Annotated in this window: 20 protein-coding genes, 1 tRNA gene and 1 pseudogene; 11 read left to right on the top strand and 11 right to left on the bottom strand. The window is 63.1% G+C overall.

Translation table 11 applies throughout. From position 1 onward, the window contains the following. Position 1: 1 nt before the first annotated feature. From lgt to pyk, 4 genes are all read left to right on the top strand, one after another. Positions 2 to 1282 (top strand): prolipoprotein diacylglyceryl transferase, encoded by a 1281-nt coding sequence (lgt, locus tag QMG72_RS12670; protein ID WP_283480680.1) that lies wholly within the window; start codon positions 2 to 4, stop codon positions 1280 to 1282. A 261-nt stretch (positions 1283 to 1543) separates the two neighbouring features. Next, positions 1544 to 6154, top strand: coding sequence for a glutamate synthase large subunit (gene gltB / locus QMG72_RS12675; RefSeq protein WP_283480681.1), 4611 nt, complete (start codon positions 1544 to 1546; stop codon positions 6152 to 6154). Beyond that, positions 6147 to 7604, top strand: coding sequence for a glutamate synthase subunit beta (locus QMG72_RS12680; RefSeq protein ID WP_253033072.1), 1458 nt, complete (start codon positions 6147 to 6149; stop codon positions 7602 to 7604). The genes gltB and QMG72_RS12680 overlap by 8 nt, the downstream gene beginning before the upstream one ends. An 86-nt stretch (positions 7605 to 7690) precedes the next feature. Further along, a complete protein-coding gene (pyk, locus tag QMG72_RS12685; protein ID WP_283480682.1) occupies positions 7691 to 9190 on the top strand; it encodes a pyruvate kinase in 1500 nt (499 codons plus the stop codon). Between the two features lie 92 nt (positions 9191 to 9282). On the opposite strand, the gene QMG72_RS12690 is transcribed toward pyk, so the two are convergent. Then, entirely contained in the window at positions 9283 to 9888 is a 606-nt protein-coding gene (locus tag QMG72_RS12690) for an ANTAR domain-containing response regulator (protein WP_253033071.1), read from the bottom strand. A 204-nt stretch (positions 9889 to 10092) separates the two neighbouring features. Between QMG72_RS12690 and QMG72_RS12695 the strand changes: the two genes are divergently transcribed. Next, a tRNA-Leu gene (locus tag QMG72_RS12695) sits at positions 10093 to 10174 on the top strand. Positions 10175 to 10261: 87 nt separating this feature from the next. Beyond that, a complete protein-coding gene (locus QMG72_RS12700) occupies positions 10262 to 11392 on the top strand; it encodes a tyrosine-type recombinase/integrase (protein ID WP_283480684.1) in 1131 nt (376 codons plus the stop codon). Positions 11393 to 11413: 21 nt separating this feature from the next. Here the strand turns inward: QMG72_RS12700 and QMG72_RS12705 are convergent, their stop codons facing one another. Both QMG72_RS12705 and QMG72_RS12710 read right to left on the bottom strand, forming a co-directional pair. Beyond that, positions 11414 to 11659, bottom strand: coding sequence for a hypothetical protein (locus QMG72_RS12705; RefSeq protein WP_283480685.1), 246 nt, complete (start codon positions 11657 to 11659; stop codon positions 11414 to 11416). Between the two features lie 78 nt (positions 11660 to 11737). Further along, complete coding sequence (locus tag QMG72_RS12710; protein WP_283480687.1) at positions 11738 to 11977, bottom strand: winged helix-turn-helix domain-containing protein; 240 nt, start codon at positions 11975 to 11977, stop codon at positions 11738 to 11740. Between the two features lie 247 nt (positions 11978 to 12224). On the opposite strand from QMG72_RS12710, the gene QMG72_RS12715 reads away from it, so the two are divergent. After that, positions 12225 to 12722, top strand: a complete 498-nt coding sequence (locus tag QMG72_RS12715; protein ID WP_283480688.1) for a hypothetical protein — start codon at positions 12225 to 12227, stop codon at positions 12720 to 12722. Here QMG72_RS12715 and QMG72_RS12720 read toward each other — a convergent pair. Continuing rightward, positions 12676 to 12999, bottom strand: a complete 324-nt coding sequence (locus tag QMG72_RS12720) for an ArsR/SmtB family transcription factor (RefSeq protein WP_283480689.1) — start codon at positions 12997 to 12999, stop codon at positions 12676 to 12678. The genes QMG72_RS12715 and QMG72_RS12720 overlap by 47 nt on opposite strands. 182 nt (positions 13000 to 13181) lie before the next feature. Here QMG72_RS12720 and QMG72_RS12725 point away from each other — a divergent pair, with 182 nt between their 5' ends. Genes QMG72_RS12725 through QMG72_RS12735 form a run of 3 tightly spaced genes read left to right on the top strand, consistent with a single transcriptional unit; the run spans position 13182 to position 15989 of the window. Further along, positions 13182 to 14096, top strand: a complete 915-nt coding sequence (locus tag QMG72_RS12725) for an RNA polymerase sigma factor (protein ID WP_283480690.1) — start codon at positions 13182 to 13184, stop codon at positions 14094 to 14096. Between the two features lie 52 nt (positions 14097 to 14148). Then, positions 14149 to 14874 carry a hypothetical protein gene (locus QMG72_RS12730; RefSeq protein WP_283480691.1) on the top strand — a complete coding sequence of 242 codons (726 nt, stop codon included), beginning with the start codon at positions 14149 to 14151 and terminating at the stop codon, positions 14872 to 14874. After that, positions 14874 to 15989, top strand: a complete 1116-nt coding sequence (locus QMG72_RS12735) for a C40 family peptidase (protein ID WP_283480692.1) — start codon at positions 14874 to 14876, stop codon at positions 15987 to 15989. The genes QMG72_RS12730 and QMG72_RS12735 overlap by 1 nt, the downstream gene beginning before the upstream one ends. Positions 15990 to 16420: 431 nt before the next feature. Here the strand turns inward: QMG72_RS12735 and QMG72_RS12740 are convergent, their stop codons facing one another. The 6 genes from QMG72_RS12740 to QMG72_RS12765 all read right to left on the bottom strand — a co-directional run bounded on the left by QMG72_RS12740 (position 16421) and on the right by QMG72_RS12765 (position 23638). Then, positions 16421 to 16780 (bottom strand): putative quinol monooxygenase, encoded by a 360-nt coding sequence (locus QMG72_RS12740; RefSeq protein ID WP_349359456.1) that lies wholly within the window; start codon positions 16778 to 16780, stop codon positions 16421 to 16423. Beyond that, positions 16750 to 17313 (bottom strand): glycerol-3-phosphate responsive antiterminator, encoded by a 564-nt coding sequence (locus tag QMG72_RS12745; RefSeq protein ID WP_283480695.1) that lies wholly within the window; start codon positions 17311 to 17313, stop codon positions 16750 to 16752. Before QMG72_RS12745 ends, QMG72_RS12740 begins: the two co-directional genes overlap by 31 nt. Positions 17314 to 17400: 87 nt before the next feature. After that, positions 17401 to 18924, bottom strand: a complete 1524-nt coding sequence (locus tag QMG72_RS12750) for an FAD-binding oxidoreductase (RefSeq protein WP_283480696.1) — start codon at positions 18922 to 18924, stop codon at positions 17401 to 17403. 2 nt (positions 18925 to 18926) lie between these two features. Beyond that, positions 18927 to 20588 (bottom strand): glycerol-3-phosphate dehydrogenase/oxidase, encoded by a 1662-nt coding sequence (locus QMG72_RS12755; protein WP_283480697.1) that lies wholly within the window; start codon positions 20586 to 20588, stop codon positions 18927 to 18929. A 93-nt stretch (positions 20589 to 20681) separates the two neighbouring features. Continuing rightward, a complete protein-coding gene (locus QMG72_RS12760; RefSeq protein ID WP_283480698.1) occupies positions 20682 to 22187 on the bottom strand; it encodes an FGGY family carbohydrate kinase in 1506 nt (501 codons plus the stop codon). Between the two features lie 17 nt (positions 22188 to 22204). Then, positions 22205 to 23638: an MFS transporter gene (locus tag QMG72_RS12765; RefSeq protein WP_283480699.1), complete on the bottom strand. Its 1434-nt coding sequence runs from the start codon at positions 23636 to 23638 to the stop codon at positions 22205 to 22207. A gap of 929 nt (positions 23639 to 24567) precedes the next feature. Between QMG72_RS12765 and QMG72_RS12770 the strand changes: the two genes are divergently transcribed. Then, entirely contained in the window at positions 24568 to 25029 is a 462-nt protein-coding gene (locus QMG72_RS12770) for a hypothetical protein (protein ID WP_283480700.1), read from the top strand. A 113-nt stretch (positions 25030 to 25142) separates the two neighbouring features. Here QMG72_RS12770 and QMG72_RS17855 read toward each other — a convergent pair. Next, positions 25143 to 25250 (bottom strand): annotated as a pseudogene (locus tag QMG72_RS17855) (IS30 family transposase); the annotation flags it as partial.

Genomic DNA, 25250 nt, shown 5'->3' on the forward strand with positions numbered 1-25250 from the left:
CATGCAGTCAGTCCTCCACGCGGCAGCGATGATCCCCGCGAGTATTCCGAGCCCGGAATGGTCCGGCTTCGACATCCCGCTGCCATGGGGGTCACTGCGCATTCATGCCTACGCCCTGTGCATCCTGCTCGGCATCGTCGTCGGGCTGTGGCTCACGTCCGTCCGCTGGGCCAAGCGCGGCGCCCCGGAGGGCAGCGTCTGGGACATCGCCATTTGGGCCATCCCGTTTGGCATCATCGGAGGCCGGCTTTACCACGTGGTGTCCTCGCCGGATGCCTATTTCGGCCCCGGCTTCGACGGCACCGGCGACTTGTCCCTGATCCCGCAGCTCCAACGCGGCGGTCTGGGGATCTGGGGCGCCGTGCTGCTCGGCACCGTGGGCGCGTGGATCGGCTGCCGCAGGGCAGGTGTCAAACTGAGCGGGTTCCTCGACGCCGCCGCACCCGGGCTGCTGCTGGCCCAGGCGGTCGGCCGCTGGGGAAACTACTTCAACCAGGAACTCTTTGGCGGGCCCACCACGCTCCCGTGGGGGCTGCAGATCGACGCGGACAATCCGAACTTCCCGCCGGGTATGGCCGCTGGCACACTCTTCCACCCGACCTTCCTCTACGAATCCCTGTGGAGCCTGGCCGGGGTGGGCATCCTGCTGCTGCTGGACCGCAAGTTCCGTTTCCGCCGCGGCCGGCTGTTCGCCCTGTATGCGGTCTACTACACGCTGGGCCGGGTCTGGATCGAGGCGATGCGGATCGATGACGCCGAGCAGATCACCTTCTTCGGCATTACCACCCGGCTGAACGTGTGGACCAGCATCGTCGTGTTGCTGGGCGCGCTGGCCATCTTCGTCATCCTGGGCCTGCGCAAGCGCACCGAGCCCGACACCGTGTACCTGGCGGGCCGTGCGCCGTCGGACGCCGACGCGGATACGGACGCCGACGCGGATGCGGAGGAAATCACGGTTCCGGACGACCATGACGCGGCCCATGCCGCAGATGACGCCCCCACCGCGGAGGGTACTAAGGCCGGAAACGGCGCGGAAAACAAGGTGCCGGCGACCGTTCCGGCGTCCTCTGGCGACGTCCACCATTCGGATTCTGCTGTCTCAGATAGTGAATTGCGTGATACTCTCCCTGAGAACCAAAGCGGTCCAGGTCACGTTTCCGCCCCAGCTGGGACGTCACAGGAACCCGGCGGCGGCACCAAGCCCGCCGCGGGAGCACCGGCAGCCGGAACACCCGGACGCCAGAGCACCGGGACCGCGCCGGAGGCTGAGGGCACCAAGTAGCTCAGTCCCCGAAAGCCGGGCTGCGGGGTCACCCCCCGCAAGGCCCGTTCCACAGCGTCGTGGCGGCAGGGAAGCAACGGACATTAAACAGTTGGTGTTTCGAGCAAGCCCGGGCCGGGGCCGCGTAACTGTTAGTGCAGGAAGCGGCGCTGGCCTACAATTCGAGTAAGAACATACTCTGTTGCACCCGTCACACCGGCGCACCGATTCGGGCCAATGTTGTCCCTCCCATACGCACGATCAGGAGGAAGGACGTCTCCCATGACCCAAACCCTGCACAGCCCCAGTTGGTCCGAGCCGAACCAGGCCGCCATGTCACCTTTCAAGCGGTTCGCGGCGCTTCCCGAAGCGGCCGGACTCTACAACCCGGAGCAGGAGAAGGACGCCTGCGGCCTCGCCATTATCGCCACGCTGCGGGGCGAGCCGGGCTACGACATTGTTGACGCGGCCCTGACAGCCCTGCGCAACCTCGAGCACCGCGGTGCCGTGGGCGCCGACGAGGGAACCGGCGACGGCGCCGGACTGCTGATGCAGGTCCCGGACGAATTCTTCCGCGCAGTTACCGACTTCGAGCTTCCCGCCCCCGGCCAGTTTGTGGTGGGGACGGCTTTCCTCCCGGCCGAGCAGCGCGAATCCGACGCCGCAAAGGCGGGCATCGAAAGCCTTGCCGCGGACGAGGGCATGACGGTCCTCGGCTGGCGTGAGGTGCCGATCGTCGCTGACCTGGTCGGGGCGATGGCCCGGGCCTGCATGCCGTATTTCTCCCAGCCCTTCTTTGCCTCCAGCAACGGGGAAGTGCTGGAGCGCAACGAACTCGACTCGCGGGCCTGGCGGATCCGGAAGCGGGCGCAGAACAAATACGGCGTGTACTTCCCGTCGTTGTCCTCCCGGACCATCGTCTACAAGGGCATGCTCACAACGGCCCAGCTCGAGCCGTTTTATCCGGACCTCTCGGACAAACGCTTTAAGACCAAGCTCGCGATCGTCCACTCCCGCTTCTCCACCAACACCTTCCCGTCCTGGCCGCTGGCCCAGCCCTTCAGGACCATCGCCCACAACGGCGAAATCAATACGGTCAAGGGAAACCGCAACTGGATGCGTGCCCGCCAGTCCCAGCTGGCCAACCCGCTGCTGGGGGATTCGCCGGAGGAGCTGTACCCGATCTGCACCCCGGGCGCTTCCGACTCGGCCTCCTTCGACGAGGTAGCGGAGCTGCTCTGGCTTTCGGGCCGGCCGATCACGCACTCGATCATGATGATGATCCCCGAGGCCTGGGAAAACCACGCCACGATGGACCCGGCCCGCCGTGCCTTCTACGAATACCACTCCATGCTGATGGAACCGTGGGACGGTCCCGCCGCCGTCTCCTTCACCGACGGCAACCTCGTCGGCGCCACCCTGGACCGCAACGGGCTCCGTCCGGGCCGGTTCTGGATCACCGAAGACGGCCTGATCATTTTCGCCTCCGAGGTCGGTGTGATCGACGTCGAACCCTCCAAGGTGGTGAAAAAGGGGCGCGTCTCACCCGGGAAGATGTTCCTGGTGGACACCGACGCCGGCCGGATCATCAGCGACGCCGAGGTCAAGGCCGAGGTGGCGGCGGCCAACCCCTGGGCGGACTGGGTCAAGGAAAACCTGATCGACCTGAAGGACCTGCCCGAACGCGAGCACGTGGTCCATACGGCGGCCTCGGTCAATATCCGCCAGCGCACCTTTGGCTACACCACCGAGGAACTGAAGATTCTGCTCGGCCCGATGGCCCGGACCGGCGCGGAGCCGCTCGGAGCCATGGGATCGGACACTCCCGTGGCTGTGCTCTCCAAGCGGCCCCGGCTGTTGTTCGACTATTTTGTGCAGTCCTTCGCACAGGTCACCAACCCGCCGCTGGACGCCATCCGCGAGGAACTGGTCACGTCGCTGACCTGTGCCATCGGCCCAAACGGTAACCTGCTGGACACCAAGCAGGTCCGCCAGCCGCAGGTTTCGCTGCCGTTCCCCGTGATCAACAATGACCAGCTCGCCAAGATCGCGAACATCGAGAGCCCCGACGGGGACAGGGTCGCCATGAAGGTCCGCGGCCTGTACCGCCCCGAGGGTGGCGAGAACGCGCTGCGCGCTCGGTTGACTGAAATCTGCGAGCAGGTGTCCGGTGCCATCAACCGCGGAGTGCAGTACGTTGTACTCTCGGACCGCGACTCCAACGCCCAGTGGGCGCCGATCCCTTCGCTGCTGCTTGTCAGCGCCGTGCACCACCACCTGCTGCGCAGCGCCAACCGCACCAAGACTGCCCTTGTGGTCGAGGCCGGCGACGTCCGGGAAACGCACCACGTCGCCGTGCTGATCGGTTACGGTGCCTCCGCCGTGAACCCGTACCTGGCGATGGAATCAGTGGAACAGCTGATCTCCGCGGGCGACGTTGTTGGGGTCACCCAGCATGACGGTGTCTACAACCTGATCAAGGGCCTCGGCAAGGGTGTCCTGAAGATCATGTCAAAGATGGGCATCTCCACAGTGGCCTCCTATACGGGGGCCCAGACCTTCGAAGCCCTTGGCCTGGGCCAGGACCTGGTGGACGAGTATTTCTCCGGCACCCACTCCCAGCTCGGCGGGATCGGCCTGGACGTCATTGCCGCGGAGGTCGCCGCCCGCCACCGGATGGCATACCCCGAAAACGGCATTGAGCAGCCCCACCAGCCGCTGCTCGGCGGCGGTGAGTACCAGTGGCGCCGCGATGGCGAGCCGCACCTGTTCAACCCGGAGACCGTGTTCCGGCTGCAGCACGCCACCCGTGAGCGCCGCTATGACATCTTCAAGGCCTATACCCGCGGCGTTGACGACCAGTCCGAGAACCTCATGACCCTTCGCGGGCTCCTGAAGTTCAAGGCCGGGCTGCGTCCCGCGGTCCCGCTGGAGGAAGTGGAATCTGTTTCCAGCATCGTCAAGCGATTCTCCACCGGCGCGATGAGCTACGGCTCGATCTCCCAGGAGGCCCACGAAACCCTCGCGATCGCCATGAACCGGCTGGGCGGAAAGTCCAACACCGGTGAAGGCGGCGAGGACGTGGACCGGCTGCTCGACCCGACGCGGCGCTCGGCGGTCAAACAGATTGCCTCCGGGCGTTTCGGCGTGACCAGCCTCTACCTGACCAACGCCGATGACATCCAGATCAAGATGGCGCAGGGTGCCAAGCCCGGCGAAGGCGGTCAGCTGATGGCACAGAAGGTTTACCCCTGGGTGGCCCGGACACGGCACTCGACGCCCGGCGTCGGGCTCATCTCCCCGCCCCCGCACCACGACATCTACTCGATCGAGGACCTCGCCCAGCTGATTTACGATGCGAAGCGGGCCAACCCCTCCGCGCGGGTGCACGTCAAGTTGGTCTCCGAGGTTGGAATCGGCACGGTAGCCGCCGGCGTGACGAAGGCCAAGGCCGACGTTGTGCTGGTCTCCGGGCACGACGGCGGAACCGGCGCCTCGCCGCTGAACTCGCTGAAGCACGCCGGTGTGCCGTGGGAACTCGGACTCGCCGAAACCCAGCAGACCCTGATGCTCAACGGGCTGCGCGACCGCGTGGTGGTGCAGGTGGACGGGCAGCTCAAGACCGGCCGGGACGTTGTGATCGCCGCGCTGCTCGGTGGTGAGGAGTTCGGTTTTGCCACTGCCCCGCTGGTGGTGTCCGGCTGCATTATGATGCGTGTCTGCCACCTGGACACCTGTCCGGTGGGCGTCGCAACGCAGAACCCGGAGCTGCGTTCCCGTTTCAGCGGTAAACCGGAATTTGTGGTGAACTTCTTCGAATTCCTCGCCGAGGAGGTCCGGGAGATCCTGGCCGAGCTTGGCTTCCGGAGCATTCAGGAAGCGATTGGCCACGCCGAGATGCTCGACACCCGCGAAGCGATCAATCACTGGAAGGCCGACGGGCTGGACCTGGACCCGATTCTGCATGGGCTCGAGTTCGACGACGAGGCCCCGCTGCGCAACCTCACCGGACAGAACCATGAGCTGGACAAGCACTTCGACCAGCGCCTGATTGCGATGGCTGCGGAAGCCCTAAGTGACCGGACCCCGGTTCGGATCGCCGTGGATGTTATCAACACCGACCGCTCTGTCGGCACGATGCTCGGTCATGTGGTCACCAAGACCTTCAGCACCGACGTGCTGGCGACGGACACCATCGACATCACCCTGACGGGCACGGCTGGGCAGTCACTTGGAGCCTTCCTGCCGGCCGGTATTACGCTGCGGATGTTCGGCGACTCCAACGACTATGTCGGCAAGGGGCTTTCCGGAGGCCGCATCATCGTCCGGCCGGACCGCACAAATGTCTTCCCGGCGGAACGCAATGTGATCGCCGGCAACGTGATCGGCTACGGTGCCACGAGCGGCGAGATGTATTTGCGGGGCCAGGTCGGCGAACGGTTTATGGTCCGCAACTCAGGCGCTACGGCGGTGGCTGAAGGAATCGGCGACCATGGCTGCGAGTACATGACCGGCGGCCAGACGCTCGTCCTCGGGCGTACCGGCCGAAACTTCGGTGCCGGCATGTCCGGCGGGACGGCCTACGTGCTGGACCTGAAGACCGAACGCGTGAACAAGCAGGCCCTGGAATCCGGCGAACTGCAGCTGCACGAGCTGGATGCCGAGGACCGGGATATAGTCCACGGACTGCTGCTCAAGCACACCGAGGAGACAGAGTCGTTGCTGGGGGCACGGCTGCTGGAGAACTTCGATGACACCGCGGCCCGTATCACCAAGGTGCTGCCGCGCGACTATGCGGCAGTCCTGCAAACCCGTCTTGATGCCATCGAAGAGGGGCTGGACCCCGACGGTGAAGAAGTTTGGTCTCGAATCCTGGAGGTGACCGGTGGCTGATCCACGCGGATTTTTGAAAGTACGTCAGCGCGAAACACAGCCGCGCCGCCCCGTCCCGGTCCGCATCATGGATTGGAAAGAGGTCTATGAGGCGCAGGAAAACGGTGTCCTGAAGGCTCAGGCCGGCCGCTGCATGGACTGCGGTGTGCCGTTCTGCCACCAGGGCTGCCCGCTGGGCAACCTCATTCCGGAGTGGAACGACCTCATCTGGCGGGATAAGGGCGAGGAAGCCATGGAACGGCTGCACGCCACCAACAACTTCCCCGAGTTCACCGGCCGGCTTTGCCCGGCGCCCTGCGAGGCGTCCTGCGTGCTGGGGATCAACCAGCCGGCAGTCACCATCAAACAGGTGGAGGTCTCGATCGTTGACCAGGCGTTCGAGAACGGTTGGGTCAACCCGCTGCCGCCGGCCCGCCTGTCCGGCAAGACGGTCGCCGTCGTCGGTTCCGGTCCCGCCGGACTCGCCGTCGCCCAGCAGCTGACCCGGGTAGGCCATACTGTCGCCGTCTACGAGCGCGATGACAAGATCGGCGGCCTCCTGCGGTACGGAATCCCTGATTTCAAGATGGAGAAAGAGCACGTTGACCGCCGCCTGGAGCAGATGAAGGCCGAAGGCACCCGCTTCCGGACCGGCGTCGCCGTCGGCAGCGACGTGACCTGGGAGCAGCTCCGGCGCCGGTACGACGCAGTTGTCGTCGCCACCGGCGCCACCGTACCGCGTGACCTGCCGATCCCGGGCCGCGAGTTCGAGGGAGTGCATTTCGCGATGGACTACCTTGTCCCGGCCAACCGTGTGGTGGCGGGGGAGAGCGTGGAGAACCAGATCAACGCGGCCGGCAAGCACGTGGTGATCCTCGGCGGCGGCGACACCGGCGCGGACTGCCTCGGGACCGCGCACCGGCACCAGGCTGCGTCGGTGACCACCTTGGCGATCGGTAAGCAGCCGCCGGCGGAGCGGGCCGGCCACCAGCCCTGGCCGACGTTCCCGACCCTGTTCGAAGTGGCCAGCGCGCACGAGGAAGGTGGCGAGCGCACCTATCTCGCCTCCACGGTGGAGTTCGTTGGCGAGAACGGCGTAGTGACCGGAGTTAAGGTCGCCGAAACCGAATTCGTCGACGGCAAGCGGCTCCCGAAGGCCGGCACCGAGCGGATCATTCCGGCCGATCTGGTCCTGCTGTCGCTCGGCTTTACCGGTCCGGAACCGGCAGGGATCACCGAGCAGGTCAGCGCCGAGTTCGACGGCCGCGGCAACGTGGCCCGCGACGGCTACTACATGACCAACACGGAGGGAATCTTCGTCGCCGGAGACGCTGGCCGCGGCCAGTCACTCATCGTCTGGGCCATCGCGGAGGGACGCGCCTGCGCCGCAGCGGTGGATAAGTTCCTGATGGGCAGCACCATCCTTCCGGCACCAGTATCCCCGAGCGACCGGGCCATGGCCGTCCTGTAGTCCGGCCCCTCCCGGTGCCGGGACGGACGCCAGCCGTTCGTCCCCGCGACAACTTAAAACAACCAAGAGACAACTAGGGTAGGTATATGAGACGCGCAAAAATTGTGGCCACCTTCGGACCGGCGATCGCGAGCTTTGACAACACGCTCGCCGTACTGGAAGCCGGGGTCGACGTGGCCCGGATGAACATGAGCCACGGAGACTACGCCGTGCACGACAACACATACGAGAACGTCCGCAAGGCGGCCGGTCAGCTGGGCAAGGCAGTTGCCATCATGGCCGACCTGCAGGGGCCGAAAATCCGCCTCGGCAGGTTTGTGGACGGGCCGCACCTGCTGGCTGTAGGCGACACCTTCACCATCACCACCGAGGATGTCCCGGGCACCAAGGACATTTGCTCCACGACCCTCAAGACCCTCACCGAGGACGTCAACCCCGGAGATGCGCTGCTGATCGACGACGGCAAGGTTGCCCTTCGGGCGATCGACGTCGACGCCGTCAAGGTGGTTGCCCAGGTGATCGTTGGCGGGTACGTCTCGAACAACAAGGGCATCAACCTGCCCGGCGTTGCCGTGAACGTCCCGGCTCTGAGCGAAAAGGACGAGGACGACCTGCGCTGGGCCATGCGCCGCGGCGTGGACATGGTGGCCCTCTCCTTCGTCCGCGATGCCTCGGACATCACCCGCGTCCACGAGATCATGGACGAAGAAGGCCGCCGCGTACCGGTGATCGCCAAGATCGAGAAGCCGCAGGCCGTTGAGCAGCTCCCGGAGATCATTGACGCGTTCGACGCCATTATGGTGGCCCGTGGGGACCTTGGTGTGGAACTTCCCCTGGAGGAAGTGCCGATCGTCCAGAAGCGCGCCGTCGAACTTGCACGCCGCTGGGCCAAGCCGGTCATCGTGGCAACCCAAGTGCTCGAATCCATGATCGACAACCCGCGCCCGACCCGCGCTGAGGCTTCTGACTGCGCCAACGCCGTGCTCGACGGCGCCGACGCGGTGATGCTCTCGGGCGAGACCAGCGTGGGCAAGTTCCCGATCGAGACCGTCAAGGTGATGGCCCGGATCATCGAATCAACCGAGGTCCACGGCCTGGAACGCGTACCCCCGCTGGGCACCAAGCCCAAGACCCGGGGCGGCGCCATCACCCGTGCCGCCGTCGAAATCGCCGATCAGCTGGATGCGAAGTACATCTGTACCTTCACCCAGTCCGGCGACTCGGCACGGCGTTTGTCGCGCCTGCGTCCGATCCGTCCGGTGTTCGCCTTCACCCCGGTGGAGCACGTCTGGAACCAGCTGGCGCTCACGTGGGGCATCCAGCCGGTGCTGGTCCCGATGGTGGGCCACACGGATGAGATGACTGCCCAGGTTGACCGCAGCTTGCTGGACATGGACCTCGTTGACGACGGTGACATGGTGGTTATTGCCGCCGGTTCGCCTCCCGGAAAGGCCGGTTCCACGAATATGCTGAAGGTACACCGTGTCGGCGACCTCGCGGACGCCGGAAGCCACGGCAACACCGAGGTCACCAAGGACAAGGTGGGCCCGTGGCCGGAACGGAAGAAGCGGAACAGTAAAATCTAGTTCCGTCACTGCCGACAAAAGGGAGGGTCCCCGCCACTGGCGGGGACCCTCCCTTTTGTCGTGCGAATCAGGCTCTGGTGTTGCCGGCCCGGCTAGTTGACCTGGTTGATAATGGTCTCGGCCACCTCACGCATGCTCAGGCGGCGGTCCATCGAGGTTTTCTGGATCCAACGGAACGCCTCCGGCTCCGTCAGTCCCATCTTGGTGGTCAGGAGGCTCTTGGCGCGCTCCACAAGCTTGCGGGTGGCGAACTGTTCCTGGAGGTCGGTCACTTCGCTTTCGAGGGCCTTGATCTCCTCGTGGCGGGAGAGTGCGATCTCCAGGGCCGGGATGAGGTCCGCCGGAGTGAAGGGCTTGACCACGTAGGCCATGGCGCCGGCGTCGCGGGCGCGCTCGACGAGTTCCTTCTGGCTGAATGCGGTGAGCAGGACCACGGGGGCGATCCGGGCCTTGACGATTTTCTCAGCAGCGGTGATGCCATCCATGATGGGCATCTTGACGTCCATCAGGACGAGGTCCGGCTTAAGTTCCTCGGCGAGCTGGACGGCCTTTTCGCCATTGTCCGCTTCACCGACGACGTCGTAGCCTTCACCCCGCAGGATCTCGATGATGTCGAGCCGGATGAGGGTCTCGTCCTCGGCGACAACCACGCGGCGCGCCGGCTTGGACGTGATGTTTGACTCCGTCTGTTCTGACACGGGAACTCCTTGGAAAGGTGCGGCGGGAACTAGACCATCTTAGGTTGTCACCGCTGCGCTGCTGGGACCGGATATGTTCGATGCGGCGTCACTGGCGCGATTCTGGAATTCAGCCTATCTGCATGTAGAGTAATTTCGCGCACTGGAAGCGATCGCGTTGCTCACAGCACTGTGTCTCTGCGATTATTTCCTGGTGTACTCCGCGCCCGAGTGGCGGAATTGGCAGACGCGCCGCACTCAAAATGCGGTATCGAAAGGTGTGTGGGTTCGAGTCCCACCTCGGGCACAGTGTTTCCGCAGGTCAGTGGCTTTTTGAGGTGCTGAGTGTGGACAAAAGTACTTAAAGTGTGGACAGCGGCGTAGCATTTTTCCTATGGCCAGCATTAGAAAACGCACAAAAAAGGACGGTACGACGTCCTTTATGGTCTGCTGGCGGGACCCGGCCAACCGCCAGGAACAAGGCATCACGCTTCCCACGGAATCCGAAGCGATCACCCTGAAGCGCCTCCTTGACGCCAACAACCAATCGTTTGAGATCGCCCAGCATGCGATGCTCGCGAACCAGACCAAAGCGCCCACCGTCGCCGCCGTGATCCAAGAGCACATCGATCTTCTGGTCCGGCCCTCCGTTGGTACCGTCCACACGTATCAGACCATGCTGAAGCTGCACATCGCGGACGTGATTGGCCATATTCCGGTGGACAAGCTGGACTACCGGCATTTGACCTACTGGATGAAGACGATGCAGACCAAAGGCCGGTCGGCGAAAACCATTAAGAACAACCATGGCTTGATTTTCTCGGCGATGGAGACGGCGGTCCGTCTCGGCTACCGGAAGGATAATCCGTGCCGGGGCGTCCAGTTGCCGTCCGGCGAAAAGGCAGAGGATGAGACCAGGTTCCTGACGCATGCGGAGTTCGGGCTGATCCTGGAGTGCATGGGGGAGCGGTACAAGGCCTTTACGGAGTTTCTGGTCATGACCGGTACCCGTTTTGGCGAGGCCACGGCCGTGACGGTGGCGGATGTGGACCTGATGTCCAGGCCGGCAACCATGCGGATCAATAAGGCCTGGAAACGCGGGTCCGAGTCCGAGTACTACATTGGTGCCACCAAGACGGGGGCCGGGAAGAGGACGGTTTCCTTGAATCCCCATTTGGTGGAAGTCCTGATTCCGCTGGTGGCCAGCCGGCCAGGCGCGGATCTTCTGTTCACCACACCCAAGGGTGAGCGCATTGTCCACAAGCTGTACTGGCACCATTACTGGACTCCCGCTGTGAAAGCGGCCCAAGCGCGTGGACTGAAGAAGTCACCCCGGATCCACGACCTGCGCCACACCCATGCGTCCTGGCTGATTCAGGACGGCGTCTCGCTTTTCACCGTCTCCCGCCGCCTGGGGCACGCATCCACGCGAACCACCGAGGAGGTGTATGGCCACTTGATGCCGCAGGCGCTCCAGGATGCCGCCGACGCCGTCGAGCGTTCCGCGGTGGTGTGGCGCGGATAGCGTCTGTGGCGGTTGGTTTACCTAGGAGTACTTCTGGCGGGCCTGTGCCCGCGTCCCGATCATGCGGACGGACTGCGGCGCAGGTCCACTGGTTCGGACTTCACGTAGCTCTGCAATCTCCCGGAGATGAACCGACGTGAAGACTATCTTCCCCTTGCCCCAGACGGCGTGCGGGAACTCACCCTTGGCAGCTCCGTCCCTAAGCCAGGCCTCTGAACATTTGAGGACGGTGGCAGCCTCGGCTGGTTCGAAGAATTCAAGTTTCATGCCCCTGTCCGATCCCTTCGTGGATATGCGGCGAGGACCGCTGGCGCGAGTCCTGTCCCCGTCCATGTACGCCGGAAATCACGGCGGCATGACGGTGACCTGGAAACTCGCTTCGAAGGCCGCGGCGTGGAGCTGCACCTGCTCGGCTGAGGCACTGAACTGAGCCGATGAGCGCTGTACCAGCCCGGCATCGGTGAGCAAGCCGAGTTGCCTGCGAATGGCCGAGGGCGAGGCGCCGATTCCCATGCCGATCTGGCCGCAGGTTGAGGGCCCGTTCCTGAGTAGGAACCGGATAATTCGGCTTCGTGTTCGGTTCATCAAAATGCTCGACATGGGGACCACAACCCGGGGAATGGTGAAGGACTGCTGCTGTAGACGGGTCTACAGCAGCAGGCTACTCCGGTTGAGGTCATGTTGGATAGACCAGAGTGAGCAAATGAATCCTCAACTGGTTGAAGCGGTTGATTGCCGCGCCGGACGACTCAGGCAATACTGGGGCGAAAGGGAGTCGTAGCGCCTGACCGGGTTGCCGGCCCCGCATCAGATCGAGGGGTGGGCAGTACGGATGGACGAGGCAGGCCGCGGTGACATGTTGTCTCCCCAGGCCCAGCTGGCTCGTCGTCTGAATCTGTTGCTCGACGTCGTGGTTGCCGAACGTGGGAAGCCCGTAACGTTTCGCGAGGTCCAGGCCGAACTCGAGGCCAGGGGCATCAAATTGTCCCGCGCGCGCTGGTTCTACATGAAAGAGGGGACTGGTCGTCTGGTCAGCGATTCGGCGCTATTGGCCGAGCTGTGCAACATCTTTAACGTTGACCCGTCGTACCTGATCGGCGACAGCGCCGACTTGCCCGAGCGGATCGATTCGCAACTCGAGTTTGTGAAGTCGCTCCGCGCGGCCAGGGTGAAGACCTTTGCGGCGCGGACGCTGGGTGATGTTTCTCCGGAGACGCTAAGGGCTATCTCTGAATACCTCAACAAGGACATTGATCGCCATCCTGGGGCGGAAGAGGCAGCCGCTAATCCTCCAGAAGATACTGAAGATGAGCCGCCAGCAACTCCTTGATCCGTGCAGGGTTGGCTGAATACCGCGGCGAGCGGCCATGCCGCCGGCCCGGCTCAAGGTCCACCGCGATAGCGCCGGTCTCCTCAAGTGCAAGCAGGTGCTTGGCTACGCTCGGCTCGCCGGCGCTCACTGCTGCCACGATGTCACCGCGGGTCGCCGGACCGTGCGCGGAAAGGTAGCGGAGGATCTCGTTCCGTGATCTGTTGCCAAATGTCGCGACAGCGGCCTCGACGTCGTTCGACCAGGCTTCGTCGCGAGGCTGCGTGATCCTGGGCATGGAACCATTCTCACCGAACGATCCCCGAAAAGTAAGACCCGCAGTCTTGACGATACTTTAATTATCTTTGAGAATAGTTTGTATAGCTTTCCTGTCGTAGTGGTCGGCCTTGGCTTTCGCTGCCACTCTTAGGGCGCCGGTCGTGCCGGTGCCGGACTTATTGGAATCGTTTAGTCGAAGCGGTGAAGACCATGCGAGTCGAAGCCAGGTTGAATCAGGCCCCACAAGATCAGCCAAGTGTAGGAAGTATCGACATCTCCCTGCGCGGTGCGCCGGAGTCCGCCGCGGTTGCCATTCCGGTAGATCAAATCATGATCGCCGTCGACGGCGTTCAGCGGTACGTGGTTTCGCATCTCTCGCGGATCGGCCGGGCCTGCGATGTGGACGACGTTATGCAGGACATCCGGGTCGCGGTGTGGGATGGGGTGACCCGGGGGCATTACCGCCAGCTCCCCGGTATTCCCTTTGGTGCGTGGGTTCAGGGCGTGTGCGCGAACGTGTGCGCCGCGCACACCCGTCGGGAGCTGAGCCATCAGACACTCCCGCTGATCATGGAACCAGGGAATGCCGACGGGCCGGCGGCATTTGCTCCTCTGGTGTTGCTGGGCATGGACCGGGGTGGAGGTCAAAGTGCCGAGCAGATTATTGACCAACAATGGGCGCGAATGGTCATTGAGTTGACCCGGGCCAGCGTGCCGCCAGGAGTTTGGGATCTTGCCGTGGACAGTCTCACCGGGCGGCGACACTATGGTCCGCCGTCGCCACAGGACCGCCGGCGCTGGCACGCGGTGACCGTGGTTCGCCAGACGGCGAAAACTGTTCGAAATGCCCTGGACGTTGAGCAGGCGGCCATTAGCAATATCGGAGACGTATGCCAGCGCGCAGCAGAGTGCCTGCCCACGCCGGTACTCCGCAGAACAGCTGAAAGTATCGTTCGCCCCGGACTACGAGGACCCGAACGGAAGAGGGCGCTGGAAGCTTTGGCGGCCCAGTTGGGAGTCACCGAACGCTATCTGGCTGTCCAGATCGGCTTCGCACGCCGGCTGTATCAAACCGCATGGAGGATTCTCCAGGCCGGGACGCGGACTGCCTACTGAGTCATGTTGTGGACCTGTCCTCTCGCCATGAACAGGCGAGAAGGAGGCCCGAATGTACGTCTTTCCGAAAAACGCGCTACCCGGCCCAAGCAGCCGGCGTCGATGGTGGATCGTCGCAATCGCCCTCTTGGTTGTGGTCACGGCGCTCATCGCTCTCACGCGGCCGTCGCGCACGCCCGCAGAGGCTCCGGTTGCAGGGCCGTCGACGACGCCGATCCCTCAGAGCCCGGCGAACGCTTCCCCCGGGACGAAGGCACAAACTCCCACGGTGGCTCCCGACGTTGTGATTGCCGATCCGGAGGGCGCACCCCTGACTGCTGACTTCCGCCAGCTCGCCGCCGCGGCGGCGACGGCGATCTACACCTGGGACACGCGAACGTCGTCCTACTCGGAGGTCTACTCACGGCTCCGCGGCTGGTGGGACGTGCTGCCGGACGGGTCCAATCCCTTGGCAGTGTTGGTGCAGGAGTTCGAAGCGACCGGGGTCAACGCGGGAAGCTATGCGACTTTGGCTGATCAGCAGGCGCACCGTTCGGCCGCGGTCGAATCCCTGCACTGCGACAGCGAGCTGGCCAGGGTTCGGGAGCGGCCGGCGCCATGGGAGGGACTGCATGTGTGCACAGTCTCGGTCGACGTCCTGGATCAATCAATTTCTGTTCGCAATACCTACACGGCACCTGTCAGCGTCATGGTGAACTGCCCGCCGGCTGTTACGGCCCCGACGGATCATTGCGTCATGGTCGGTTTTTACGCCACACCGAGCAGGATCGTCTATTGATGCCGGCCGCCATCGTGTTTGCTGGGCTGGTCAAGCGCCGGGCCATTTTGCGGCTTTCGCTGGCCGCGGCCTCAATCTTGATCTTGGTGGGTTCCATTGCGTTTAGCGCAGCCGTGGCGGTGCTCGGCGCGAGCGCGGCCGACACCCCGCCCGTCTGCTCGCAGAGTGGCACTGCTGGCCAGCCCGGCGCCATCGAAACTGGCGCCTTGAGAATCCGCGTGAGCAGCCTGGCCCCGGTCAGTGTGACCGCCAGGCAAATGACCGTCGCGGCGGACTACGTTTCGATCGGCCAGCAATTGGGGGTCCCCCGGGACGGCCAGATCATCGCAATCATGATGGCTCTGCAGGAATCCAGCCTCAGAGTCCTCGCCAACGTGAACGTACCAGCCTCGCTCCAGTACCCGCATGACGGCCTCGGCAGCGACCACGATTCCCTCGGCACCGCCCAACAGCGCCCGGCGGCCGGCTGGGGGACCGTTGAACAGTTGATGGATCCCAAGTACAACGTGCGAGCCTTTTACGGCGGACCTGCCGGCCCCAACCATGGCAGCCCACCCGGGCTATTAGATATTCGCGGTTGGCAATCCATGAACAAAGGCGAAGCTGCGCAAGCCGTCCAGGTGTCGGCGTTCCCGGAGTTGTACGCGCGGTGGGAGGCTGACGCGACGGCCATCGTTGAGGCGCTCGACGGCGGGATAACACCGGCCAGGTGCTCCGATGCGCTGCATTCCCCGACGGACCCGGTTGTTCCCACAAATTTGAGCGAAATCCGCAAAGACATCCTGCGGTTTACCCAGGAAGGAGTCGGCGGTGCCTACGTGTGGGGCGGGACGGCTTTCAAAGCCTGGGACTGTTCCGGTTACGTCCAGTGGATCTACAGCCAGGCCGGGGTCAATCTGCCGCGAGTGGATCAATGGAGGGCCGGTACTCGGACCGACAATCCGCAGCCGGGGGACCTGGTGGTCCAGAACGCACAAGGGCCAGCCGATTGGGGACACGTTGGCATTTATGCGGGGGACGGCATGATGTACAGTGCGCTAAATCCCGCAGTTGGCACGCTACTGCATCCAATAGCTTGGAATACAGATACGGCCTATTTCGATCTTTTGAGGTGATGTGAAGTTACTTCGAACATGTAATCCCGCTCCCGCGGGCCGGGCAAGAGCGGAATGAAACGGAGTGGTGGAAGATCCCGGGTTGCGGCCACGTCTACGGGGCGTCCTCTGATTGATTTTGGCAGGCCTCCTTCAACGAAGGCGCCGGGGCAAGCACTCCCTCCTCCGAACCCGCGCGGACTATGTCGCCGTGAACCGCCGCCAGGCAAAGCTGCTGCTGCTCCTGATAGCGTTTGCGAATCAGCCCGTCGATCACCTCTTCCACCGATGGCGTCATCCGGCCGTCCGGATCGGCCAGGAATCAGATCCGTGACTCGACCGGTGCCGCGGCTAAACGAGTCGATCACCACGTGAACCTGCCCACCGGCCTTATCTTTCCCGGATCGGGAGCGCACCGAGAACTTCCGGAGTCCTGGGGAAACTGCGGCCGTTCAATCGTCGAGGGGGCCCTCGTAGCTCTCAATCTGCCGGCTTTCGAGTCTGGGGATGATCTGTCCGAGGCCGATGGCCTTGAAGTGGTCCTGAGCGCGATGTGCGGCGAAGCCATCTGCGTCACGGTAGCGTTCGAGGATGACGAAGTGCGCCTTGTCTTGGACCCCCTGAAAGTACTCGTAGGAAATGTTGGCCGCCTCCGTTCGGCTGGCCGTGGAAAGTTCGTGGAGCAGTCCTGAAACTGTTTCCACTTCTTCTGGCTTAGCGCGATAGTGGGCAATTACCTGTAGGTATCTCTTGGCCATGGTCCTCTTTCTGAGTGGACTGGTTAGCTTGGCTGATGGCCGGCTTGATCCCATAGTTCATTGGCGCTGGTGGAGACGCCTTTGGCGCCTGCCCTCAGCGCCGTGGCTACGTCTGACTCGGTACGGATGAAACCGGCGGCGATGAAGGGCGAAAGGCTGCGCTTCTCGCCCTCTGTCAGGTGGGCGATCACGGGCCAGGGCATCACCTGCACGAGATGGGGTCTACTCTGTTCCAGCGCGGCTGCGCTGCGGGGAAGATTGGATCGATCCGTCACGAAGACTTTTTGCATGGTCACCATGTTCAGGCTGTTGGCGCGCTGGATCATGGCTGTCTTGGTGCTGACAACGCCCTGGATGCCTATCTTTTTCAGGTATTCCACCGCACCCCGGTCCTGGCCTAGCCCGGAACAGGCATCCATGTTGACGAAGGTGAATTTTCCCACTCGGTCTAATTGATGAAGCAGACCCTCCAGCTCATGCAGTGACACGTGGGCCAGGATGCAGAGCTGGCAGCCGGAGTCTAGGAACCCGGCCACAGATCCCGCGCCGAAGACTGAGGCGATCACCGGATTTCTGGTGAGTTTCATGTCCAGATCATGAGGAAAATCAATCATTTTAGAGAACTCGTGTCGTCGTCAAGGGATAGTGGATAGCGGGGCTGCCGTAGTGGAGAACTACAGTCCCATCTTGCCCGGGTTAAGTAGATTCTTGGGATCAAGCGCAGCCTTGATTGTGCGGAGTACATCAAATCCGTTACCCAAAGACTCTGCCATGTACGGCGCACGCAGGAGTCCAACGCCATGGTGGTGGCTGAGGGTGGCCCCGTGCCGGAGTATAACCTCGTTGGCCGCATCCCAGGCAGCCCGGTACCATCGCGCTCTCTCGTCTACAGCCACATCTCCGCGCAACGAGAAGTAAAGGCAAGCGCCGTCCAGGTAAGCATGCGACTGGTGAGCGGAACCAGCCAAGGTACCGGGTACGGCGTTAATTGCCGCGACCACCTCGTCATAGATGGCAGGCAAGTCTTTCCAGGCTCCGATCATTTCCAAAGTGTCCGCCACGAGACCGGGGCTGGGCGTGAACCCTTCAGCGCTCTTGCCTGTCAGGTATCGCGTGTCCAGCCATCTTTCGAAGATGGCGTCGCCGTCAAGCTTCACAGCACTAGCCGCGCATACTCCTTCGCTGATGGTTAGCCCTGCCTCCACTATCTCCTTCGGGCCCTCATCGGCGACGAGCAGAACGTTGGTTTTCGGCAGACCAAACTGCAGGCCGCTTTCAAGCTCGTCATACAGGCGCAGAGCCGCGGGGGTGGCACCCTGCTGCATGATCTGCCGGCAGGCTTTGAGGCCTTCCGCAAAAGTAGCGAACCCGTAGGCGATGGCGCGGCCGTGGTCCGGTAGTCGGTGCAATTTGAAGCGGACCTTCGTAATGACCCCGAGGGTGCCCTCGGAACCAATAAAGAGTTGGAGAAGGTCGGGGCCGACCGCGGCACGGGTGCCGTTGCCGACGGTCACGAGGTCGCCGTTGGCCAGAACGACATCTAGCCCATGGACCATGTCCTCGATCTTGCCGTAGCGGGTCGAGAGCTGGCCGGCGCCTCGGCACGCCACCCAGCCGCCCACTGTACTGATGGCATAGGAGGAGGGCCAGTGCCCAAGTGTCATGCCGTAGTCGGCCTGGATTCGCTCCTCGAAGATGTCACCAAAAACGCCAGCTTCCACTTCCACGAGCTGGCTTTCCTCGTCGTATGAGGTGAACTTATCAAGGCCGCAGACGTCCAGCACGATACCCCCGCTGATGGGAAGCGCAGATCCCGTGACGTTGCTGCGCCCGGCTGAGACGGTGACCGGGATGTTCGCCGCGTGGGCGACCCGCATTACCTGCTGCACCTGTTCCGTGCTGGAGATATGCACAATTACGGCGCCGGGCGTGACCGGCCGTCCTCCGGTCTCGGAGATCATGGTCCCGGCCCACCAGTCGCGGGTACCGTCCCGAACGAGCGTGGGATCGACGACCACTCGGTCCGCCAGGGCCTCCAGCCGTCTGATAGTTTCCGCCGGGACGGTTACAGGGTTGGCGGAGAAGGTCGGCTCGCCGGAGACGGCTCCAAGGCTCCGAGCGAACCGGGGCTGGGTGGGTGCACCGACGGTGTAGTTGCCCCGGTTGTAGCCGCGTTTTACTGCTTCCTTGCTAATCATTTCTACTTAACTCCCATCAGGATGGCGCGTTCGTGCGCAGTTTGGTTTCGATACGTGGCCACTTGACGCTCAATTTCGGTTGCCGACAGATCAAGTTCTTTCATCAGCAATTCGCCCACACGGGCGGCGGCGGCGGAGGAGGCGTCCCTGGCCATGATGCGGGACCGGGTCCGTCGCGACAGAATGTCATCGACGCTGCGGGCCATCTCGTGCCGGGCGGAATACACGACTTCGGCCTCAAGATAAGGCAGGCCTTCGACAATTGGAGTGTTCAGCGATGGGTCCTCCGCCAGAATGTCCGTGACGAAGCGTGCTTCCGTGCCGTAGCGCTCTCCCAAATGGGAGGCCAAGCCGCCAGAGGCGGTGATCGCCTCGGCATCGTACCCGGCCGCCCCCAGCAGGTGTGCGTTCTTGGTCCGGCAGCGACGATGCTTACCCAGGACCTTTTGGGCAGCGTCCACGGTTTGTTCCGCCATGTGACGGGAGGTGGTCAGTTTGCCGCCGACCACCGTGACGAGCCCGTCCGGGTCAGTGCGGATCTCGTGATTACGTTTGACCTCGATAGTTTTGCCGCCCGGGGGAGCGACCAGGGGTCTGCAGCCTCCGATGCTGCCCAGGACGTCCTCCGCTTCGATGTCGATGTTCAGGGCGGTGCGCGCGCCGTCGAGCAGGAAGTCCATTTCCTCGCGGGTGCAGTTCACATCATCGAGGTCGCCGTCGTAATCCTCGTCCGTGGTGCCGAGGTAGGCGGTATCCCCCCAACGAGTGATGGTGGCTCGACGGTTGCGTCCGGGAACTGGGATGGTGACCGTGCAGTCGTTGCGGATTTTGGTCCAGGGGACGGCTATGTGTACACCCTTGGCGGGACGGATGCTTGGCGCGTCGGCGCCGCGGCCGGCGCCGGTCCAGTCACGAAGCCACACCCCGGTGGCAACGACGACGACGCCTGCCTCGGCACGGATTTCCCGGCCACCGACTTCGACGATGACGCCGCTGACCTTGTCTCCGTTCCGAGTCACCTCGCTGACCTTGGCGCCGTTGAGAACGGTGGCGCCGTGGAAAGCTGCAGTTCGGGCGAGGGCTAAGGTGAGCCGGGCGTCGTCGGCCCGTGCATCGTAGTACATGAGACCCGACTCCAGATGCTCCGCCTTGAAGGTGGGGCAATGGGAGAGAACCTCGTTCTTGGTCAGCTTCTGGTGGAGCACACCTTCGCGCCACCCGCCGGCCAGGTCGTACGTCCACAGCAGGCTTTCGAATCCGGCCGCCAGACGGCGGTCAAGGACCCCGTTCTGGGAGAGGATCGGAAAGAGGAAGGGCAGGCGCTGGACCAGGTGCTGGGCGTTTTTGCGGAGGCGCTGACGCTCCAACAATGAGTGGCGAACAAGGGGCAGGTTACCTTGTTCGATATAGCGCAGACCCCCATGGATCATCTTGGAGGACTTGGAAGAGGTCCCGGAGGCGAAGTCGTCTTTCTCCAGCAGGGCCACTCGGTACCCGCGTTGGGCCGCGTCCATCGCGGTGTAGGCGCCGGTGACGCCGCCGCCAACTACGATGATGTCAAAGCGTCCGCCGTCAAGGCTGTCTATTTGTTCGGCCCGTTCCATTCTCAGCGGCGTGTCGGAGACCATGTGGGCGCGTTCCGCCCGGGGCTTGCGTGAAGGCATGGAAATCATTATTCGTGTCTCTCTAGGTGCGCCAGGTGATCCGTGCGATCGCTCGGCGGTGCGGTCTGTGAAGCGGATTGAGGCTGTGGTCGCCTAGTTCCGCACCATTTCAAGTTCGGCGGAAATGCGGGCGGCCCACTCGGCGCGACGATCCATCCTGCGGTCCTCGGAGAGGCGGGGGTGAAAGATCTCGCCTTGGCCCAGCACTGAGACGGCCCCGGGCAGCGAGTCCCACAGCAGACCGTCGGCGCCCGCCATGAAAGCGGCTCCGCGCAGGCTTGCCGCCTCCGACCCTGGCAGGCGGCGCATCGGGATCCCTGTCAGGTCGGCCTGCATCTGAATGAGCGGGTCGCTGCCGGACATGCCCCCGCCGACAACGATCTCACTGACTTCTATCCCTGCGACTTCCGCGTTGGCTTCCGTGCTGCTGGCTACGGATTGAGCGATGCCTTCCAGTACGGCATAGGCCACTTCGGCCCTGGTGCTCGACAGCGAAAACCCGGTCAGAGAAGCGCGTGCCTTGGGCTCCACGACGGGCGTCCTGATTCCGGTCAAGGCAGGAACAAACATGATGCCGCCGGAGCCATCCACAGTGCCGGCAAGCTCGCTGACCTTCTTGGCGGAGCTGAACCAGCCCAGCGTTTCGCAGACCCAATCGAGCGCAGATCCGGTGGTGGCCGTGAAGGTTTCCACCGCATACACAGTCCGATGCTGCCGGCGCCAGCCCGTTAAGGTCAGAGTCCCGGGGTACAGGCCAGGCTTTTGGGGCGGGATGTCTCCGGTGACGAGGTCAACGAAGCTGCCGGTACCGTGAACGCACATTGCCTGGCCAGAGTTGATGCATCCGAGTCCGACGGTGCCGGCATGTTGGTCCCCCATGGCGGCCAATATCGGCACCGAGATGCCGAGCTTCGCCGCATCGGTGTGGCCCAGCGCGTCAACGTCCTGTCGAAGTTCCGGTAGCAGATCCAGTGGGAAGCCCAGCGCCTGAATCCACGCCGTTTCGTAGGCATGTTCGGCCAGCACGTAGGCGCCCGCCGATGTGACGTTGGTGGCCGTCGCCAAGTAGCTGTGCTCGATGGTGATGTTCCATAGGAGCCAGGTTTCGACCGTTCCGAAGCCAAGCCGCCCTTCCCTGTGGGCCGCGGCCACCTCCGGGGTTTCCCGGAGGTGGTGCGCGGCCCAAAGGTACGGTGAGCGCACGCCTGTGGGCCGCCCCACCGCAGCCACGAGCCGTTCGTTCCAGAGGCTACCCAGCGCGGCGAGCTCTTCGGCATAGCGGCTGTCCTGCCAGACCATGGCGGGCACCAGCGCGCGGCCGCTGCGCCTGTCCCACAGCACCGCCGTCGAGCGCTGGGTGGCTATGGCTACAGCCTGGATCTGGACGCCCGCCTTTTCGGCGCGGGCGACCACGGCGCGGCAGGCATCCAGGGTCTTCGCCAGGATTTCATTTGCGTCCTGCTCCACAACACCTGCCCGTGGGCTGGAAACGGTGAGGTGGCGGTACTCGAGGGAGTGCACGCCCCCGTCGGCCGTGACCCATGCCGCACGTGTGCCCGTTGTTCCTTCATCTATTGCCAGGATGGCCGGAATGGTCATGAGCTCGCTCCCTCGGGTTAGGGCGTGGGGACCGCGACGCGGGCGACGTCGCTCTTGAATTGCGGGGCGTCCAGCTCTTCGTCGGGGCTCAGGAGAGCCCGGGTCGGATCCCACTTAATTACGGAGCAGACGATGCAGGCGGTCAGCGGAACGGCAGAGAGAATCAAGAAGGTCGGGCCTAGGCCCAAGCCCTCCTTCAACAGGGGAAAAACCAACAGGCCCAGGGCGGCGCCCATGCTTCCAATCGCCCCAATGACGCCGTTGGCGCCAGCACGCAGCTCGCTGCGGAAGGAGAGCGTCGACAGACTCTTGCCGTTGGCCCCGGGCCCTCCGGAATGGAACAGGATGAACAGTGAGGGCACGAGGAAGGCGAGGTATATCGGCATGCTCTGATAGAACAGGCCCATGATCACCAGCATGACAAACACTGCGCCGAACCCGAGGGCTGAGGCTTTGCGGAGGCCAAAGTATTTCCCGATTTTCGGTGAGAGGAAGCCTCCCACGATGCCGAAGAGGTTGAAGACCAGGGCGCCGAGTGTTGCCACGACGAAATCCTGCCCGAACAGTGTCAAGCTGATGATTGGCAGGTACCAGCCGACTGCGAAGTACTGGATGGATTGGGCCATCTGGACCGTTCCGGCCAGAATGGTGCGCTGTCGATAGCTGCCTCTGAAGATCAATGCGACGTTCGCTATGCCGCGGGTGGCCTGGTTCAGGATGGGTGTGCGGTCCTCTTCCGCAGCGGCCGTGAAGGGATGGCCGTAGATCTTTGTCATGGACGCGGCGGCGCGTTCCAGAAGCCCTTTACGGGCCGCCCACGTGGGGCTTTCCACTAGGTAGCGAAACTGGGCGACAAACATGATTAGGGCCACGACTCCCGCGGAACCTACTGCGTAGCGCCAGATGGAGGCCCCGGTGCCCATGTTGTAGAAGAGGATCGCGAGCAGCAGGTTGGAGCAGACTGCCGTGTACCAGATCCCCTGCCAGGTGTTAAGGCGGCTTCTGAACTTAGCCGGAGTGAATTCGGCCAGCAGAGCCATGGCGATAGCGAAGTCGATTCCGTAGGCGGCGCCGACGAAGAACCGGCCCGCCAGTACCATCTCAAAGCTGGGGGCAAACGCGGCCAGACCGGCACCAACGAGCGCCAGAACCTTGGCAAAAATGAGCGGTGGGATGCGGCCCCATCTGTCTGCCATCCAGCCGCCGATCGGATTGAACGCAATCGCCACCCAGGACGCCAGTGATGTGAGGACAGCCACTTGGGTGGCGCTCAACTGAAGGTCCTTTGTCATCGGTCCAAGTCCAGCGCTCAATGCCGAGTTGGAAAATGCGTCGAGAAACAAGCCTCCAAGAGCCAGCCACCAGATCAATCCGGCGCGGCCGGAGATCTTGGGGCGTTCATCGATATAGGAAACAACGTCCTGCACGCCGCGAAGTACAAAATTACTCAATTGGCCGACCTCTCTGTCGGGAAACCCTTATGTTAGAGGCCGTTTCTGGGTACAAAAAAAGGGCAGATTAGAACCTCCAACAGGAGGTCTCCAATTCTTACCCTGACTCCGGTGACTCTAGTCACATTCGAGGATGAATGCAATACCGCGATTGCTCATGAGCTGCTGGTCGAGCAAGTGATGGCCACCATTTGCAGGTATGCGACGCCGTTGCGTCGTCTCGGGCCGATTAGATAGTCGCGCATGTTTACCTCCAGGGCGCCGTGTCCTTGGGATTCTTCCGCCGCGAGCCAGCGTGAGGGCTGCCAGGTCGGGGCCGTAGATGAGTCCCATGGGCCAACGGTACGCACCCTACGGGTGAGGCCAAGGGCCAAATCTAATGACAGCGGAAGGATTCCAGCGCGCGGAGCAGGGGAGCGGGGCCGCCTTTCAGGCGGTCGACGGGGCGGGTCCCGGCAAGTTCCCCGGAGGGGGCGACCATCCAGAGGGTGAAGTAGATGCTTCTATGTCTTGTCAAGCGGTAGGAGTCAGGTAGTTGCAGTTGACCCCCGTTCAGCGTGCATGCTTACCGTGCGGGGTAAACGTGCATTCCCGTATTGATGCGGATCCGGTTGCCGCTGTGATTTTCCGAAGTCGTCTGCACAAAATTTCCAAAGCCGTCTGCACAGCCACTGCATGTCCGTAAGGGGATCCTCTACAGGGCGGCTGTGGCTAGAGGTCGTCGTCGCTGCCCAGGCTCGCGTCCGCTAGGCAGAAGCTGACCGTCTGACCTCAAGCTCCAACTGGCTGCTCGTCCCAGCATCACACCGGAAGAGATGTTCCAACAGACAACCTGTTACCAATTTCGTTTCAGTAAGAGTCGAGTTGATGCCCGGTTTCCGCCACAGCTTTAGGCTAAGGCAACACAACAATTCTGATTGGGGACAGAAATGAAGAACGCACTTTCCTTCGGCGCTTTGAGCGTCATTGCTCTCTCCTTGGCCTCCTGCGCCGCGGCAGCCCAAGAATCTCCCACTGTCAGCGTCTCTCCTTCGGTGAAGCAGGAGTTGCCAACCGAGTTACTTCTCAGTGATGGCGGCAAAAAGGCCGTGGTTCATTCTGGCCCGTCGTCCGCTCCGAGAGAAAAAGCACAGCTCACCGGACGCCTCGGCAATGACGGAGCTGGTTGCTTTATCGTCCGCGCCGAAGACGGTGATGACTACACATTGGTTTTTCCAGAAGGCACAAAATTCGATGGTGAGTCGCTGGTTCTTCCCGATAGTTCGCCTCTGTCCGAGGGTGTGTCGGTTTCCCTGAACGGTGCCCGTGTCCCTGCAAACGAAAGCCTCAGCATGTGCTTGAACTACGCCCGACTCCTATCCGTGGAAGAGGCCTCGATCGTCCCCTCCTAGCCCCTCGACGTGCCGGAGCAGACGGGCGGGCCGACCCCCTCATTGCACAGTCATGCTGAAGCTGAGAAGGACGAGTGAGAGATGTCCGGTGAGGGATCGGCGGATTCAGGCGGTCATTGCAACAGGAGGTTTTCGATCAGTTCGATCGGTTTCTTGAACTCTAGTCTTTTGCGCGGTCGGTCGTTGAGTTCCTGGGCAACCCAGTCGAGGTCTGCGGGGCT

It is taken from the genome of Pseudarthrobacter sp. PH31-O2, assembly GCF_030063265.1.
GTDB lineage: Bacteria > Actinomycetota > Actinomycetes > Actinomycetales > Micrococcaceae > Arthrobacter.